Genomic DNA, 14,971 nt, shown 5'->3' on the forward strand with positions numbered 1-14,971 from the left:
CCCGGACGGGTGGCACGGGGGAGGTGCGGGCCACTCGGCGGGGAGGGGTCTCCTGGGGTCTGCGTGTGATCCCGCGCGGCCCGGGGTGCGTGAAGTCCGCCACAGGGGTGGGGGAGGGGGCCCCGGTTGGTGGGGATCCTGGTGAGGTGCGGCCCCGACGGGTTTTGCACTTAGTTGCAAAACCGGGCTGCCCTCGCTAGAACAGGTTCATCACCCCCGCGCGAGGAGGCGCCCCTCATGAGTTCCCAGAGCCGGTACCCGCACCTGCTGAGCCCCCTGGACCTCGGCTTCACCACCCTGCCGAACCGCGTGATCATGGGCTCGATGCACACCGGCCTCGAAGAGCACGAGGGAGGCTTCGAGCGGCTCGCCGCCTTCTACGCCGAGCGCGCCCGCGGTGGGGCCGGGCTGATCGTCACCGGCGGCATCGCCCCCAACGACGCCGGCCGACCCTTCGAGGGAGGATCCCGCCTCACCACCGAGGAGGAGGCCGCCGAGCACCGGGTGATCACCGAGGCGGTGCACGCCGAGGGCGGGAAGATCGCCATGCAGATCCTCCACTTCGGCCGTTACGCCTACCACAAGGACCTGGTCGCCCCCAGCGCCCTCCAGGCCCCCATCAGCCCCTTCGTCCCGAACGAGCTCACCGACGTCCAGGTCGAGCGCACCGTCGAGGACTTCGTCCGCGCCGCCCGCCTGGCCAAGCTCGCGGGATACGACGGCGTCGAGATCATGGGCTCCGAGGGCTACCTGGTCAACGAGTTCATCGCCGCCGCCACCAACCGGCGCACCGACCGCTGGGGCGGCGCGTACGAGAACCGTGTGCGCTTCCCGCTGGAGATCGTCCGCCGCACGCGCGCCGCCGTCGGCGAGGACTTCATCCTCATCTACCGGCTGTCCATGCTGGACCTGATCCCCGGCGGATCCACCCTGGACGAGGTCGTCCACCTCGCCAAGGAGGTCGAGGCGGCCGGCGCCACCATCATCAACACCGGCATCGGCTGGCACGAGGCCCGCATCCCGACCATCGCCACCTCCGTCCCGCGCGGCGCCTACACCTGGGTCACCAAGCGGCTGATGGGGTCGGTCTCCGTCCCCCTCGTCACCAGCAACCGCATCAACACCCCGGAGATCGCCGAGGAGCTGCTCGCCGACGGGCGCGCCGACCTGGTCTCCCTCGCCCGGCCCTTCCTGGCCGACGCCGACTTCGTCGCCAAGGCCGCGGCAGGCCGCGCCGAGACCATCAACACCTGCATCGGCTGCAACCAGGCCTGCCTCGACCACACCTTCAGCGGCAAGATCACCAGCTGCCTGGTCAACCCGCGCGCCTGCCACGAGACGGAACTCGTCCTGTCGCCGACCCGGCTGCAGAAGCGCGTCGCCGTCGTCGGAGCCGGTCCCGCGGGCCTCGCCTGCGCCGTCTCCGCCGCCGGCCGGGGCCACGCCGTCACCCTCTTCGAGGCCTCCGGCCACATCGGCGGCCAGCTCGACGTCGCCCGCCGCATCCCCGGCAAGGAGGAGTTCGAGGAGACCATCCGCTACTACGGCACGCAGCTCGTCGAGAGCGGCGTCGAGGTACGCCTGAACACCCGCGCGGACGTGGCGGCCCTCCAGGGCTACGACGAGGTCGTCGTCGCGACCGGCGTCACCCCCCGCACCCCCGCGATCGACGGCGTGGACCGCGCCGACGTCGTGAGCTACCTGGACGTCCTGCGCGACGGAGCCCCCGTCGGCGAGCGCGTCGCCGTCGTCGGCGCCGGCGGCATCGGCTTCGACGTGGCCGAGTACCTGACCGACAGCGGCGAGGGCGCCTCCCAGGATCCCGCCGTGTACTTCCGGCACTGGGGCGTGGACACCGAGTACGCCGGCCCCGGCGGCCTCACCGCCCCCGCCCGCCCCGCGCCCCCGCGCCAGGTCCACCTGCTCCAGCGCAAGGCAACCAAGGTCGGCGCGGGCCTCGGCACCACCACCGGCTGGATCCACCGCGCGGAACTCAAGCACCGCGGTGTGGTCTCCGTCGCCGGCGCCACGTACGAGCGCATCGACGACGAGGGCCTGCACATCACCGTCGACGGAGAGCAGCGCCTGGTGCCCGCCGACACGGTGGTCCTCTGCACCGGCCAGGAGCCGCGCCGCGACCTGTACGAGGCCCTGCGCGCGGCCGGGGTCGAGGCGCACCTCATCGGCGGTGCCGACGTGGCCGCCGAGCTCGACGCCAAGCGGGCGATCCGCCAGGGTACGGAGCTGGCCGCCACCCTCTGAGCGCGGGAAGTCGTCCCGGCGGCGAACCTCCTGGCTCCAAGGTGTTGTGGCGGCCCGGCCCGGGCCGCCACAATCTCCCGGTGACGCTGACACCGGCAGACGCCGACACGATCCTCGCCGACAACTTCGCCCCCTGGGTCCTGGCCCTCGGCCTGACCGTCCAGGAGACCGGCGAGCGGCACGCCGTCCTGCGGCTGCCCTGGTCCGACGCCCTGGCCCGGGACGGCGGCGGACTCTCGGGGCAGGCCCTGATGGCGGCCGCCGACACGGCCACCGTCATCGCCGTCTCCGCCGCGCGCGGGGAGTACGGGCCGATGACCACCGTCCAGCAGTCGACGAGCTTCCAGCGGCCGGTGGTCGGCGCGGACGTACTGATCCACGTACGGGTGACCAAGCTCGGCCGGCGGATGGCCTTCGCCGATGTCACCATGACCCCCGAGGGGGCCACCGAACCCGCCGCCACGGCCTCCACGGTCTACGCACTCCTCGGCTGACGGGTCGTCCGGGCGGCGCGGCCCCGGACGGAAAAGCGCACGACACACCGGGGCCGCCCCGCGTACCGTCCCCGGGTGACCGGCACGGAAGCAGGACAGCGACCCGAAGGCCCCGGACGACACCGGCCGCCCGAGCGCCGCCCGTTGGGGCGGAACAAGGACTTCACCGTGTTCTGGCTCGGCCAGGCCCTGTCCGTCCTCGGCGGGTCCGTCTCCCTGCTCGCGCTCCCGCTGCTCGTCCTCCACACCACCGGGTCCCTCGTCCAGATGGGCCTGGTCACCGTCGTGTCCGGGGTCTCGGGCATCGTCACGGGGGTGTTCGCCGGATATGTGGTGGACCGCGTCGACCGCCGCCGCCTCATGATCGGTTGCGACCTGGCCCGGGGGCTGCTGCTCGGCGCGGTGCCCCTGCTCTGGATCGCGGGGCCGCGGATCTGGCTGCTGTACGTACTGACCGCGCTGGTCGGGGTGTTGAAGACCCTCTTCGACGTGGCCTACGTGACGGCCGTGCCGGATCTGGTGCGCCCGCAGGACCTCACCGCCGCCAACGGCCGCCTGATGAGCACCTTCGCCTTCGGAACCCTGCTCGGGCCGGTGGCCGCGGGCGTCCTCACGGCCGCGGTGGGAGCGGACTGGGCGCTGGCCGTCGACGGGGCGACCTTCCTCGTCTCCGCGGCCAGCCTGGCCCGGGTCCGCTTCGGCCGGCCGGCCTGCCGGGAGGCGAAGGAGGAGGGCGGTTGGGAGTGCGGGCGGGAAGGAGTGCTCCGGGAGGTGTTCGTCGTCGGCTTCCGCTTCCTGTGGGCCCATCCGCTGCTGCGCCCGCTGACGGTGCTGCTCACGTTGCTGACCTTCCTCACCATGGGCGCCACCGACCTGCTGATCTACCGGGTCCAGCACGACCTGGGCCGGGACGCCGCGACCCTCGGCTACGTGATCGCCGCCGGCGGGGCCGGCGCCCTCGTCGCCGCCTTCGCCGCGGGGATGCTGCGCCGGGTATTCGGCTTCGGGGCATGCTGGCTGGCCTCGGTCGCGATGATCGGCCTGGCGGTGGCCGGAACCGGCGTCAGCCGCAGCGTGCCGCTGATCGCGGTGCTGGCCGCCGTATCCATGTTCGGGATGACCCTGGGAGGGGTGTGCAGCATGACGCTGCGCCAGGAGGTGACCCCCGAACACCTCCTGGGCCGCGTGACCTCCGCCTTCTGGACCGTGCACAACGCCTCGGGCCCGGTGGGCGCGGCGGTGCTCACGGTCCTGGCGGCCCGGCACGGGGTCCCGGCCGTCAGCCTGGCCGCCGGGGCGTCGTGCCTGCTGATCCTCTGCGCCGGGCTGCTCACCCCGCTGCGCGGCAGCCGGATCGGGGCGGCCGCGCGGCCCGGCGGGCCGCGGTCCGCTCCGCGTGGTGCGCGGACGGGGCCGTCGGCGCGCGCATAGGGTGCTGCTCTGCCACCGTGGATCGCGAGCACCGCACCGAGGAGCCGACATGTCCGGACAGTTCGAGGCCGGTGTCGACATCGACCGGCCTGTCGACGAGGTCTTCGCGTACCTCGCCGACGGGCGCAACGACCCCGAGTTCAGCCCGCGCGTCCAGCAGATCATCAAGACCCCCGGCGGGCCGACCGCGCTGGGCACCGTCTTCCGCAGCACGGTCAAGGACGCCGGGATGAGGACCCGCCGTGAGTTCCGCATCGTCGGCTTCGAGCCGCCGCGCCTGATCCGCTGGACGGAGCAGAGCAAGAACCTGGTGACGGCCGAGGGCGGCTACGACCTGGAGGCCCTGCCCGGCGGCCGCACCCGGCTCCGCATCTTCAACACCCTCGAAGGGCACGGCCTCGGCCGTCTCCTCGTCGGGCTCGCGCTCCGTGCGGCCCGCAAGGACGCCCCCGACTTCGGCCGCCGCATCAAGGCGGCGGTGGAGGCGTCCTCGCCCTCGTCCTGAGCCGTTCTGAGCCGCCGGCGGGCCGGCCCTCAGTGACGGGTCGGGACCGCCCGGTCAGAACCGCCCGGGTCCGGCCGGGACGGGCAGCGGCTTCCGCGGGGTCAGCGCATCCCGCTGCTCCGCGGCGGCGGGCGGGTTCTGGCAGGTCACGTTCCCGGCCGGCAGCCGGCCCGTGGCCAGGTAGGCGTTGACGTGCTCGTTGGCGCAGGAGTTGGGGTCGGCGAGGTACACGCCGTGGCCCTCACCGCCCTCCACCAGCACCATCCGGGAGCCCTTCAGCGCACGGTGCAGGCCCTGCCCGCTGACCAGCGGGGTCTGCGAGTCCCACTCGTTCTGCACCGTCAGTACGTTCGCCCTGGTCCGCATCGGCGTGGCCGCCTCGACCGGCCGCTGCCAGAAGGCGCACGGCATGACGTTGGAGACGAAGTCCCCGTACAGCGGGTACGCGGCCTTGTCCCTCGCTGCGTCCCGCTCGTACTGCTCGGTGTAGCGGGGCCAGTTGCCGGTGTCCCCGCACGCCACGGCCAGGAAGACGGCCGTGCTGTTGTCCGCGGGCAGCTCCGGCCCGGCGCCGTCTGCCGGAGCCGGGGCGCCGGTGCCCGTGGTGAGCAGCCTCTTCACCTCCGCCACGCCGGACGGATCGGGCTGCGGCGTGCCCTCCGCCGCGGCCTTGACGGCCACGATGACTCGGGTGGCCTGTGCCGGGTAGAAGAACACCGCCCGGGCGCTGCGGATGTCGTCACCCGTGAGCTTGAGCCCCTCGAAGTCGATCGGCTCCCGGTCGGCGCGCGCCACCAGCCCCCAGAAGGTGTCGGAGACCTTCTTCGGGGTGTCGCCGAGCCCGTGCTCGCCCGAGCGTTCGGCGGCCCAGCCGGTCCAGCGGGCGAAGGCCGGTTCGGCCTCGGACGCCCAGACCCGCACCATGTCGCGCCAGATGCGCTGCGGGTCCACCCCGCTGTCGAGGACGAAGCGGTCGGTGCGGCCGGGGAACATCTGCGTGTACACCGAGCCCAGGTAGGTCCCGTACGAGTAGCCCACGTACGAGATCTTCCGCTCGCCCAGCACCGCGCGGATCGTGTCCATGTCGCGCGCCGTGTTGCGCGTGGTGATGTGCGGCAGTGACGCGCCGGCCTTCTCGCGGCACTTGTCGGCGACGGACCGCGCCCAGTCCACGTCGGAGGGGAAGGTCTCCGGCTTGTACGGACGCAGGAAGTTCTGCTCGTCTTCCGCCAGCCCGCAGCTGATCGGGCTGCTGGCGCCCACGCCGCGCGGGTCGAAGCCTATGAGGTCGTACTGGTCGCGCACGTCCTTGGGCATCGCTTCGTTCATCAGCAGGGGCAGGTCGAGGCCCGAACCGCCGGGGCCGCCGGGGTTGAACAGCATGACGCCGTGCCGCTTGGCCGGGTTCTCGCTCTTGATCCGGGACAGGGCGAGGTCGATGGTGCGTCCGGTGGGACGCCGGTAGTCGAGCGGGACCTTGATGGTGGCGCATTCGTACGAGGCCGGCCGATCGGGGCTGCAACGCTGCCATGCGGGCTTCTGCTGGAGGTATGGGGCCGCCGGGGCGGCGGTGGCCTGGGTCGCGGCCAGCAGGGGCACGGTCGTTGCCAGGAGTCCGGCGGTGGCGAGCAGCGGTGCGAGGCGTTTCATGCGCACGTTGCCGTTTCCTTTCGCTGAAGTCGCTTACGCGCTCACCTTGTTGCATGGGGCGGGCCGGGCGAATCATCCCGGAGGGCCGGGCCGCATGCTTCTCACGAACGAGGCGAAATCAGGACAACTGGCCGACGCGCCGGGGCGGTGGGCCGGACGGCCGCGGTGTGCCGGGGCGGGTCAGTGCCCGCTGTGGGAGGCGGCGGGGGGGTCGGCAGGGGAGGCGGCAGGGGGTTCGGCAGGAGAGGCGGCAGGGGGTTCGGCAGGAGAGGCGGTGGGGGAGGTGGTGGGGGAGGCGGCCGGGTGTGCGGTGTGTGCGGATCCCGACTCCAGGGAGCCGCCGAGCCGCCCGCGCAGCGCCTCCAGGGCCTCCGCGGAGGGGGCGGTGACCACCCAGCGGTTCCCCACCAGGTACGTGCCCCCGTAGGCCTTGGCCTCGGTCAGCCAGTCGCGCAGGCCCCGGTCGGCGGCGAAGCTGGCCATGCGGAAGGCGCCCTGCCCGGTCTCGCACCCGCCCTGCCGCAACTCCTCGGCCTCCACGCTCAGTTCGGCGGCGCAGCCGATGGCGGCGGCGATCTGCTCGACCGAGACGGGCGGGGTGTCCGGGGTGTCCGGGGTGTCGGGGGCGTCCGCCGCCGGGCTCCCGGCGCAGCCTCCGTACAGCAGTGCGGCGCACAGCGCGGCGAGCGCCGCCCGGGCGGGGCGGACGACGCGGTTCGGGCGGTCCGGCGATGCCATGGCGACCTCACGGGGGATGGGCGGGCGGCCGTGGCGCCCGGGAGGGGAGGAGGCCCGGGCGCCACGTGTTCAGGGGGTGGTCGTCACTCTGCTCAGGAAGCCTTGGCCTTCTTTCCCTTTTCGGTCACGGCGAACCAGAGGCCTTGCTTGTTGTGACCGGTGATATCGCCGGGCTGCGCGTCGCCGGTGAAGGAATAGACCGGCCAGCAATCGATGGTCAATTGCTCGCTCCCATCGGGTCGCTTCACCGTCCCGATCAATTTGGGATCGATTCCGTTTACCTTTGTCTTGTCCACGGGGGCGGCGGGCTTCCAGGTGTCCAGGCAGGCGCCGACGCAGCCGATCTTCATCGGCCAGGCGCTGTCCTTGTCGAAGCGGTACAGGGTCCGGCCCTCCGCGTCCGCGACCACGTGGCCGAGCGTGGCGTCAGGGTTGACGGACAGTTCGGCCCCCTGCCCGCCCTCCTCCTTCTCCTCCTTCTCCTCCGGAGCCGGGGCGGGGGCCGGGGCCTTGGCGGGCGCCGCCGGCTTCCCGTCGGGGCCGAGTGCGTGCCAGGTGCCGCCGACGCCCTCGCCGAGGGTGTCGCCCGGCTTGGTGTCCTTCGCGTAGCGGTACACGGGCCACCCGGCGAGCGTCAGCTGGCGGGTGCCGTCGGCCCGGGCGACCGATCCGAGGAGGCCCCCGTCGATGCCCTCGCCGGCCGTGGCGTCGTCCGCCGCCACCGGGGGCCAGGCGGTGGCGCAGTCCCCCTCGCAGGCGGACTTGGGGGGCTTGGGCGTGTCCTTGTCGAAGCGGTAGAGCGTGAAGCCCTGGGCGTCGGTGACGGTGGTGCCCAGGGCCGCGACCTGCTGGGCCTTCAGCTCTCCGGCGGGGGCCCCCGCGGCCGCCGCACCCGCCGGGTCCGCCGCGCTCGGGTCGGCGCCGCTGCCGTACCCCGCCCCCGATCCGTAGGCGTCGCCGGCGCCGGACCCGAGCTGTTGGCTGCCGCCCACGGGCACGACCGAATTTCCCTGTCCGGAAGGCTTGTCGGAGGTTCCGCATCCGGCAGTCAGCAGAAGGGCGGCGACCGCCGACCCGGCGAATATCCCACGATGCATTCTCTTCACGATCTCTCCTTCAGAACGGTTCCGCGTTTCTTTTCTTCGGTCCCTTCGCTCATTGATACGGGGCCGGGGAGAGGGGGAGCGAATATCCAAGGGAATTTGTCAGATCGCGCCAAGATTGAACTCGGTGCGGTCCGGGGACGTCCATCCGTCAGTCCTGGATGCGCAGGGCGAGGGCCGGGCAGCGGCGCACCGCCCGCAGGGCCTTGGGCCGCAGCCGGGCCGGCACCGGCATCGACGCGTGTGCCGGGTAGCCGTCCGCGTCGAGCCGTACGACGTCGGGAAGGATGTCCACGCACAGCCCGTGCCCCTTGCACAGGGTCCAGTCCACGACCAGCCGTTCGGGACTCTCGTCCCGTGGCAGCGGCAGCGCTCCCAGCACCCGCCGTCCGCACCCGCTGCCGAGGGCATGGTCCCGGAACTCGTCCGGGAAGGCGGCGAGGGCCGAAGCCACGAAGTGTGAGGTTCCGTCCGGATGACTGCACGCACCCCGGCCCCGTACGGACAGCACCCGGGCCTCCACCGCCTCCAGTGCGGCCCGGCCCCCTCCGGCGACGGCGCCCTCGAGCACGTCGGCCAGTGCGGGCAGGCCGCGGACGCAGGGCCCGCACTGCCCGGCCGACTCCTTGGCCATCCAGCGGGTCACCCGGGCCACCTCACCGGCCGGGCAGGTGTCCTCGGGCAGGGGCAGCACCGCCCCCGCGCCGAGCACGGCGTCGTAGGAGGACAGGGACTGCCGCGATACCTGCGCCGTGCGGGCGGAACCGGGGTCGAGCCACCGGCCGTGGAACCCGCCGACCAGGACGCCCTGGCCCGGTTCGGTGCCGCACAGGTCCAGGACGTACGCCAGCGAGGTCCCGGTCGGCACCTCGACGACCGTGGAGCCGGCCACGGTCAGCAGCACGGTGCCCGGCTCGGCGGGCAGCCCGGCCGCACGGTAGTCCTGCGCGCCGAGCCGGGCCGCCACCGCCAGCTGGGCGAAGGTCTCGGTGTTCGACAGCAGCGTGGGCACACCACCCAGGCCCCTCTCACTGGTCCGTATCTTCCGCCCCGACGGCAGGGCGGCACCTCCGTTCAGCCCGCTGACGAGGGCCGTCCCCTCACCCGTCACGAAGCGCTCCGGCAGCAGGGCCACCCGCACCCGGCGGCCGCCCGGACCGCGCTCCGCGACGGCCTCGCCCACCGACTGCTCCACGTCCGTGCGGGTCACGGCCACCACGACCTCCTCGGCGTCGAGCGCGGCCGCGGCCAGCAGGGCCCCGTCGATCACCAGGTGCGGTGCGTGCAGGAGCAGGGCGGTGTCCTTCAGACAACTCGGCTCTCCCTCACTGCCGTTGACCACCACCGCCGAGGCTCCGCCCTGGCCCTTGGCCGACCGGATGACGGCGCGCAGTTTGCGGGCGAAGGGGAAGCCCGCCCCGCCGCGGCCCCGCAGGTCGATGTCGTCGGCGAGGGCGACGAGTTCTTCCGGGTGGTACCGGGGCAGTGAGCCGTGCGCGTTCAGATGGGCCACCCGGTCGAGCCGGGCGATCAGGTCGAGTCCGGCCAGCAGCCGGGGCGCGCCCACGCAGCCCAGGCCCGGACGCGGCCCGCCGGTCACAGCTGCCGCTCCTGCGCGGCGAGGGAGTCCACCAGGGGGGCGTGGACGAAGGACCGCTGAGCCGGCGCCGGAGCCGGGTTCGGCGCCGGCCGGCGGTGGGCCGGTACGCGGACGGCAGCGGGCGGGACCGACGGACGGACCGTCGGACGGGGCGGAGGCTGGAAGGGCGGCCGCGCGGGCGGCCGTACGGGGGGCGCCCCGTGCATCCTGGACCTGAGCCGGAAGGCGAGGACGGTGGCGACGCCGGCCAGGCACAGCGCGTAGGCCGCCGTCACCCAGGCGTCGGCGGGACGGCCCGCCTTGAGCCCGTGCACCAAGGAGGCGCCCCACGCCGGATAGGCGCCTATGTGGAGGGCGCGCCACCACAGGGAGCGGCTCTTGGTGGCGAAGACGCTGCGCACCGCGCCGGACACGGCCACGGCCACGAAGAGGTACCCGGCGAGCGTGCCGAGACCGATGAGCACGGGCCGGTCCGGGTCCGCGAACGGCAGGAGGGCCGCGGCGGCGGTCGTCTGCTCCTCGGCGACCTTGACCCAGATGTGCAGGGCCAGGAAGCCCAGCCCCGCCACGGCCAGCCCGCGGTGCGCTCCCTGCGCGAGCAGCCGGTGGCCCGACTCCAGCAGCACCCGGTCGGTGGCCACCAGCCCCCACAGGACCGTGGCGGTGAGCGAGACGAGGGACAGGACGCCCGCCCCGAAGTCGAGGAAGTCCCAGACGTGGCTCAGGGCGCCCGCGCGGGCGGCCACGACGAGGGAGACGAGGGCCGCGGCGCAGGCGGAGACCGCGCCGGGGCGCAGCCTTCCGGCGACGGGCAGGAGGGAAGGCCGCCGGACGGCCCGCCGTCCGGCGGCCGGAGCCGCTGCTGCCGCCGCGTGACGACTTCTGCGGCGGGCTCGGTGAGAACGGGGCGGGTACGGCTGGGACAGGGGCATCCGGTTCTCCTGTGCGCCTAGGGGGTGCCCGACCCTGATCCCCCGGACGTCCCCGGGGCTCCGAGCTCTCCACCTGGCGCTCGATGCCCGGGACTTGTCTACGGTCGTGCCCGGCAGCGCTGTGAACTCCCGCGCCGGCCGAGGGTGCTTGGGCCGGAGTGCAGCAGCATCGTGGAGCTCCCCCGCATCTCCACGGGATTTATCGAAACGTGATAATTTCTCGCACCGCGTCTGCGGCGCATCGAACAACACCGGAAGATTCCCCTCCAGCGGAGGTTGCGACAGGCCACCGCATCGCCCGCCACCTACGCGTCCCCGAAGGCAAAAACACGGCAAAACTGCGGGACCGTACGTGGCCGGACCGCTCCAGGAGGGAGTACGAGGGTCGCAACTCGCTTGCCAGTTACGGACGTTGGTGAGCGAGGCCACCCCGGCGGGCTTGTCGTGTCCCCCAGAGGACAGGCCTCACCCCGGCACGAACGAGGTAACGATGTGCGAACTTCTTAACCGCATCTGGTCCCGCCCCCGAGGCGAATGGACCCGCGTCCTGCGCAGGGAACTCCCCGCGCTGGCCGCCGAGATAGTGGAGGAGCTTCTGCATGGAATTCCGGAATTTTCCGAACTTATCGATGACAACGATGCCGTCGATGAGGAATTGCTCAGACAGAAGGTGGAGGAGGCCCTCCTCAACGCCCTCGGATACCGCGAACCGGCTGGGCAGACCCCGGCGTCCGCCCCGGCACCCGCACCATCCGAGGCACCCCCGGCGGCCGTGACGAGGGCGTCCTCCGCCGCCGGGTACGAGGAGCGGCACGACGGCAGGCACGAAGCCCGCCGCGAGGACATGCGGGAGGCCGTACGGGACTCCGTCCGCGAGTCCCTGCCCGACCCCGAGCGCGACCCGGTACGCGAATCCCCGCCCGGCGACGGCCCGAGGGGCGGTCAGGGCGAGCGGCCGGAGGACGCCGGGCCCCCCGGCGCGCGGCAGGAACTCTTCAGGGCGCTCACCGACGACCGGGCTCCGTCGGACGCCTCCCTCACCCAGCTGGCCGAGGCGGCCGGCTGGCCCCTCCCGCCGGCGGTACGGGCCGTCGCGCTCGCCGCGCCCGGCGAGACGCACCAGCTGGCCACCGCACTGGCAACGGCCCTCCCCGGCGTGTTCGCGGGCCGTCCGTGCCTGCTGGTCCCCAGCCCCGACCCGGACACCAGGGCCCTCCTCGAACTCCCCCTGCGGGGAAGGTCCGCCGCCGTCGGCCACGCGGTCCCCCTGCGCGACACCGCCTCCTCGCTGCGCTGGGCCCTGCGGCTGCTCGCCCTGACCCCCACCCGTGCCGGACTGGACGCCCGGGCCGTCTTCGTGGACGACCACCTGTCCACCCTCCTGCTGCTCCAGGACGAGCCCCTCGCGCACGCCCTGGCGGCCCGGTGGCTGCGCCCCCTGGCCGACCTGACCCCCCGTCAGAGCGAACGGCTGGAGGTGACGCTGCTCGCCTGGCTGGAGGGTGGCGGCGCCCCGGAGGCCGCCAAGGCCCTGAACGTGCATCCGCAGACCGTGCGGTACCGCATGCGGCAGCTGGAGAAGCTGTTCGGCCCCGGGCTGCGCGACCCCCGTACCCGGTTCGAACTGGAGATGGCCCTGCGCAGCCGCCGCCTGATGGCCCAGGTCCGCCGCCAGAACGCCCGGGCGGGCCGCAGGACGGCCCGCGTCGTCACCGCCGACTTCACCCCCCTGGTCGTCGGCCGGATGGCGCGCGTCAACGGCTTGTGACCGGGCCCCGTCCGAATCCCGGCCGGAGCCCCGCCCTGGACCGGCTCCGGCCCGGCCCCCCTCCGCGGGGGCCGGGCCGGAGCCGTCGCACGGGTGCGGCGCCCGGCTACGAGGCGGCGAGGCAGGTCCCGGAGCCGGGCGCGGCCCCGCGCATCCTCGAGCTGAGGTCCAGCAGCTCCCCGTACGCCCGGGCACACGCCCCGCAGCCCGCCAGATGGCGCGCGAGGGCGCGGGGCCGCGCCGCGCCGCCCCGGCGGGCCGCCGCACCGAGCATGCCGCCGTAGTGCCGGCACGGGCCGTCGGCCGCGGTGTCCAGGTGGGCGCGCAGGTACGCCTCGCGCAGTCCTTCCCGGGCCCGGAAGGCCAGCGAGGTCACCGCGCCGGGGGTGATGCCCAGCAGCACGGCGACCCGCTGCGGCGGATCCTCCTCGACGAGGGTGTGCCACAGCACGGCCCGCCAGCGTTCGGGCAGCGCCTCGAAGGAGCGGGAGACGATCCTGAGGTCCTCCCCGGCCAGCACCTGGCGCTGTGGATCGCTTCCCGCGGGCTCCGGCCCGCACCAGGCGCCGGGGTCCGCCGTCAGCAGGGTCAGCCCGTCCCCGCTGCGCCACTCCATGGCGGTGTGGCGGACCACGGCCAGCAGGTAGGCCCGCCAGGATCCCCGGGGGCCGGCGCCGGCGCGGACGGCGCGGAAGGTCCGCAGGAACGCCTCCGACGCGAGGTCCTCCGCGTCCTGCGGGGTACGGCAGCAGGTGCGCGCGTACGCCAGGGCCGCCCGGCGGTGGCGCCGGTACAGGACGTCGTACACCTCCGGGTCCGCGGCGTCCGGACCGCAGCCGGCCCGGAGCCGCCGGGTCAGCTCCTCGTCGGAGGGGGCGGCGGGGGCGCCGCCCGGGGCCGGCGGGCCGTCCGCGGTGTCTCGCGGGGCGGTCATGGCACTCCTCGTCGGTCGTGCGCCCGGACGGGTGCGGGAAGCGGTGTCGGCCCGAAGTCGGCTTCGGGCCGACACCTGTCCCGGGGCGGGCGCGATGGGTGGGGGAGGGAGCGCCCGGCCCGGGAGCGAGGGGGCGACCGGGACCGGGACCGGGGCGTCAGCGGCAGGTGCGCCCGCTGTTGATGCAGTCCACCGCCCGGGCCATCAGGCCGTCCGACATCACGTTGATGAAGTCGCCGTGGTCGGTCACCGGCTTGTGGAGCTGCTCGGGGAAGCTGTCCACGGCGATGCGGGCGCCCGGCGCGACCTCGTAGACGATGCGCTGCACCAGCTGCGGCATGGCCTTGAAGCCTTTCTTGCAGCGGCCGTCGCTGTCGGCGAAGGCCACGTGGGTGCGGTGGTTGGCGCTGTCGGTGTTCCGGCCGTCCCAGCAGCTCTGGAAGTTGAAGGTGCGCACCACGTCGCTGCCCTTCGGGCAGATCGGGTACTTGTCCTTCAGCTGGCGGTTCTCGAATCCGGTGCAGCTCCACGAGGCGTTGGCGTTCGCCGTGCCGTTGGTGAAGGCCTTGGCGTCGCCCGTGATGACCCGCAGGAAGCGGGGCATGGCTGTGACACGGCCGACGGGGCTCCCCTTGAAGGTGATGGTCACCTGCTTGGGCTGCAGGATGGTGCCGACGTTGCCGTCCTGGCCGCCGCCGGGGGCATCGGCGTCCCGTTCGGCCTTGCCGTCGCGCAGGCGCAGCACGGGCCAGTAGTAGGTGGACTGGTCGCCGTTGCCGCAGGTGGTGCCGGCGGCCGCGAGGCTGTCGTTGGTGGAGAAGGCGTCGGTGGAGTTGTTGCCCACGTAGTCGTGCATGTGGTGCGCTCCGTTGGAGACGCCGGGCGCGACGATCACGTTGTCGGGGTTGAAGTGGCCGTTCTCGTTGGTGCCGCACCGGGAGCTGAAGGAGCCGGTGGAGGCACCGCGCGCCGGGACGGGGGTGCGGACGTTCGGCCGGACCTTGTCGATGGCGACGAAGTCGCCGCGCGCCGGAGCCCCCTTGCGGGAGGCGTCCGCACCGCCGCGCTGCCCCTCCGCTCCGAGGGCCTGGGCGCCCTGTGCCCCGGCCCCCTCGTCGGAGACGTCCGCCTGCTTCATCTCGCACCCGCTGAGGTCCTCCAGCCCTTCCGGGCGGGCTCCGGAGCGGCCGATCGCGTCGGCGACCTGCGTGATGGACTTGCCGCGCTGGTCACGGAGTTCACCGAGGAGGGCGTCCCCCTCCGCCTCTCCGGCGGCGAGGCGCCGGTAGGCGTCGGCCACCTGGTCGTCCAGCTGGGCGAGGTTCTCGTCGACCTCCGCCCGGGCCTGGTCGGGGACGGCCGTGAGGCGGTCACCCACGTCCGGGCAGTCGATGGTGGTCATCACCTGCCCCGTACGGTCGTCCTCCTGGCCCGCGGACGCGTTGCCGGCGACCACGGCGACGCCGCCGCCGCCCAGTACCAGGGCGGAGACCACGGCCAGGAGCTTGTTCGACAAGCGGGGGCGTTTATGGCCCTTTTGACTCATGCGATCAC

The 14,971-nt window shown here is 73.6% G+C and carries 12 protein-coding genes; 5 read left to right on the top strand and 7 right to left on the bottom strand.

All coding sequences use genetic code 11. The annotated features are described in order from the left end of the window. Window positions 1-237: 237 nt before the first annotated feature. From ACFWUZ_RS01685 to ACFWUZ_RS01700, 4 genes are all read left to right on the top strand, one after another. Window positions 238-2,262, top strand: a complete 2,025-nt coding sequence (locus ACFWUZ_RS01685; protein ID WP_384365310.1) for an FAD-dependent oxidoreductase — start codon at window positions 238-240, stop codon at window positions 2,260-2,262. Window positions 2,263-2,342: 80 nt separating this feature from the next. Beyond that, window positions 2,343-2,756, top strand: coding sequence for a PaaI family thioesterase (locus ACFWUZ_RS01690; protein ID WP_384365313.1), 414 nt, complete (start codon window positions 2,343-2,345; stop codon window positions 2,754-2,756). Window positions 2,757-2,831: 75 nt separating this feature from the next. After that, a complete protein-coding gene (locus ACFWUZ_RS01695; RefSeq protein WP_384365316.1) occupies window positions 2,832-4,187 on the top strand; it encodes an MFS transporter in 1,356 nt (451 codons plus the stop codon). Between the two features lie 49 nt (window positions 4,188-4,236). Further along, the gene (locus tag ACFWUZ_RS01700) at window positions 4,237-4,692 is read left to right on the top strand and encodes an SRPBCC family protein (RefSeq protein WP_384365319.1); all 456 of its coding nucleotides are present in this window, start codon (window positions 4,237-4,239) and stop codon (window positions 4,690-4,692) included. Between the two features lie 54 nt (window positions 4,693-4,746). On the opposite strand, the gene ACFWUZ_RS01705 is transcribed toward ACFWUZ_RS01700, so the two are convergent. From ACFWUZ_RS01705 to ACFWUZ_RS01725, 5 genes are all read right to left on the bottom strand, one after another. Further along, window positions 4,747-6,342: an alpha/beta hydrolase gene (locus tag ACFWUZ_RS01705; RefSeq protein WP_384366274.1), complete on the bottom strand. Its 1,596-nt coding sequence runs from the start codon at window positions 6,340-6,342 to the stop codon at window positions 4,747-4,749. 180 nt (window positions 6,343-6,522) lie between these two features. Further along, window positions 6,523-7,080, bottom strand: coding sequence for a hypothetical protein (locus ACFWUZ_RS01710; RefSeq protein ID WP_384365322.1), 558 nt, complete (start codon window positions 7,078-7,080; stop codon window positions 6,523-6,525). Window positions 7,081-7,172: 92 nt separating this feature from the next. After that, window positions 7,173-8,177, bottom strand: a complete 1,005-nt coding sequence (locus ACFWUZ_RS01715; protein ID WP_384366277.1) for an SCO0930 family lipoprotein — start codon at window positions 8,175-8,177, stop codon at window positions 7,173-7,175. Between the two features lie 157 nt (window positions 8,178-8,334). Beyond that, on the bottom strand, window positions 8,335-9,783 hold the full coding sequence (locus ACFWUZ_RS01720; protein ID WP_384365325.1) for an NADH-ubiquinone oxidoreductase-F iron-sulfur binding region domain-containing protein: 1,449 nt from the start codon (window positions 9,781-9,783) through the stop codon (window positions 8,335-8,337). Then, entirely contained in the window at window positions 9,780-10,715 is a 936-nt protein-coding gene (locus ACFWUZ_RS01725; RefSeq protein ID WP_384365328.1) for a hypothetical protein, read from the bottom strand. The genes ACFWUZ_RS01720 and ACFWUZ_RS01725 overlap by 4 nt, the downstream gene beginning before the upstream one ends. A gap of 490 nt (window positions 10,716-11,205) precedes the next feature. Between ACFWUZ_RS01725 and ACFWUZ_RS01730 the strand changes: the two genes are divergently transcribed. Next, a complete protein-coding gene (locus tag ACFWUZ_RS01730; protein ID WP_384365331.1) occupies window positions 11,206-12,483 on the top strand; it encodes a PucR family transcriptional regulator in 1,278 nt (425 codons plus the stop codon). 106 nt (window positions 12,484-12,589) lie between these two features. On the opposite strand, the gene ACFWUZ_RS01735 is transcribed toward ACFWUZ_RS01730, so the two are convergent. Beyond that, window positions 12,590-13,417: an RNA polymerase sigma factor gene (locus ACFWUZ_RS01735; protein WP_384365334.1), complete on the bottom strand. Its 828-nt coding sequence runs from the start codon at window positions 13,415-13,417 to the stop codon at window positions 12,590-12,592. A 157-nt stretch (window positions 13,418-13,574) separates the two neighbouring features. Further along, window positions 13,575-14,963, bottom strand: coding sequence for a DUF1996 domain-containing protein (locus ACFWUZ_RS01740; protein ID WP_384365337.1), 1,389 nt, complete (start codon window positions 14,961-14,963; stop codon window positions 13,575-13,577). Window positions 14,964-14,971: the final 8 nt, after the last annotated feature.

It is taken from the genome of Streptomyces sp. NPDC058646 (assembly GCF_042716875.1).
Taxonomy (GTDB): Bacteria; Actinomycetota; Actinomycetes; order Streptomycetales; family Streptomycetaceae; genus Streptomyces.

Coding starts and splice junctions, on each gene's coding strand:
- ACFWUZ_RS01710 (WP_384365322.1), bottom strand. CDS start 7,080: ATGGCATCGCCGGACCGCCCGAACCGCGTCGTCCGCCCCGCCCGGGCG.
- ACFWUZ_RS01730 (WP_384365331.1), top strand. CDS start 11,206: ATGTGCGAACTTCTTAACCGCATCTGGTCCCGCCCCCGAGGCGAATGG.
- ACFWUZ_RS01700 (WP_384365319.1), top strand. CDS start 4,237: ATGTCCGGACAGTTCGAGGCCGGTGTCGACATCGACCGGCCTGTCGAC.
- ACFWUZ_RS01705 (WP_384366274.1), bottom strand. CDS start 6,342: ATGAAACGCCTCGCACCGCTGCTCGCCACCGCCGGACTCCTGGCAACG.
- ACFWUZ_RS01735 (WP_384365334.1), bottom strand. CDS start 13,417: ATGACCGCCCCGCGAGACACCGCGGACGGCCCGCCGGCCCCGGGCGGC.
- ACFWUZ_RS01740 (WP_384365337.1), bottom strand. CDS start 14,963: ATGAGTCAAAAGGGCCATAAACGCCCCCGCTTGTCGAACAAGCTCCTG.
- ACFWUZ_RS01725 (WP_384365328.1), bottom strand. CDS start 10,715: ATGCCCCTGTCCCAGCCGTACCCGCCCCGTTCTCACCGAGCCCGCCGC.
- ACFWUZ_RS01685 (WP_384365310.1), top strand. CDS start 238: ATGAGTTCCCAGAGCCGGTACCCGCACCTGCTGAGCCCCCTGGACCTC.
- ACFWUZ_RS01715 (WP_384366277.1), bottom strand. CDS start 8,177: ATGCATCGTGGGATATTCGCCGGGTCGGCGGTCGCCGCCCTTCTGCTG.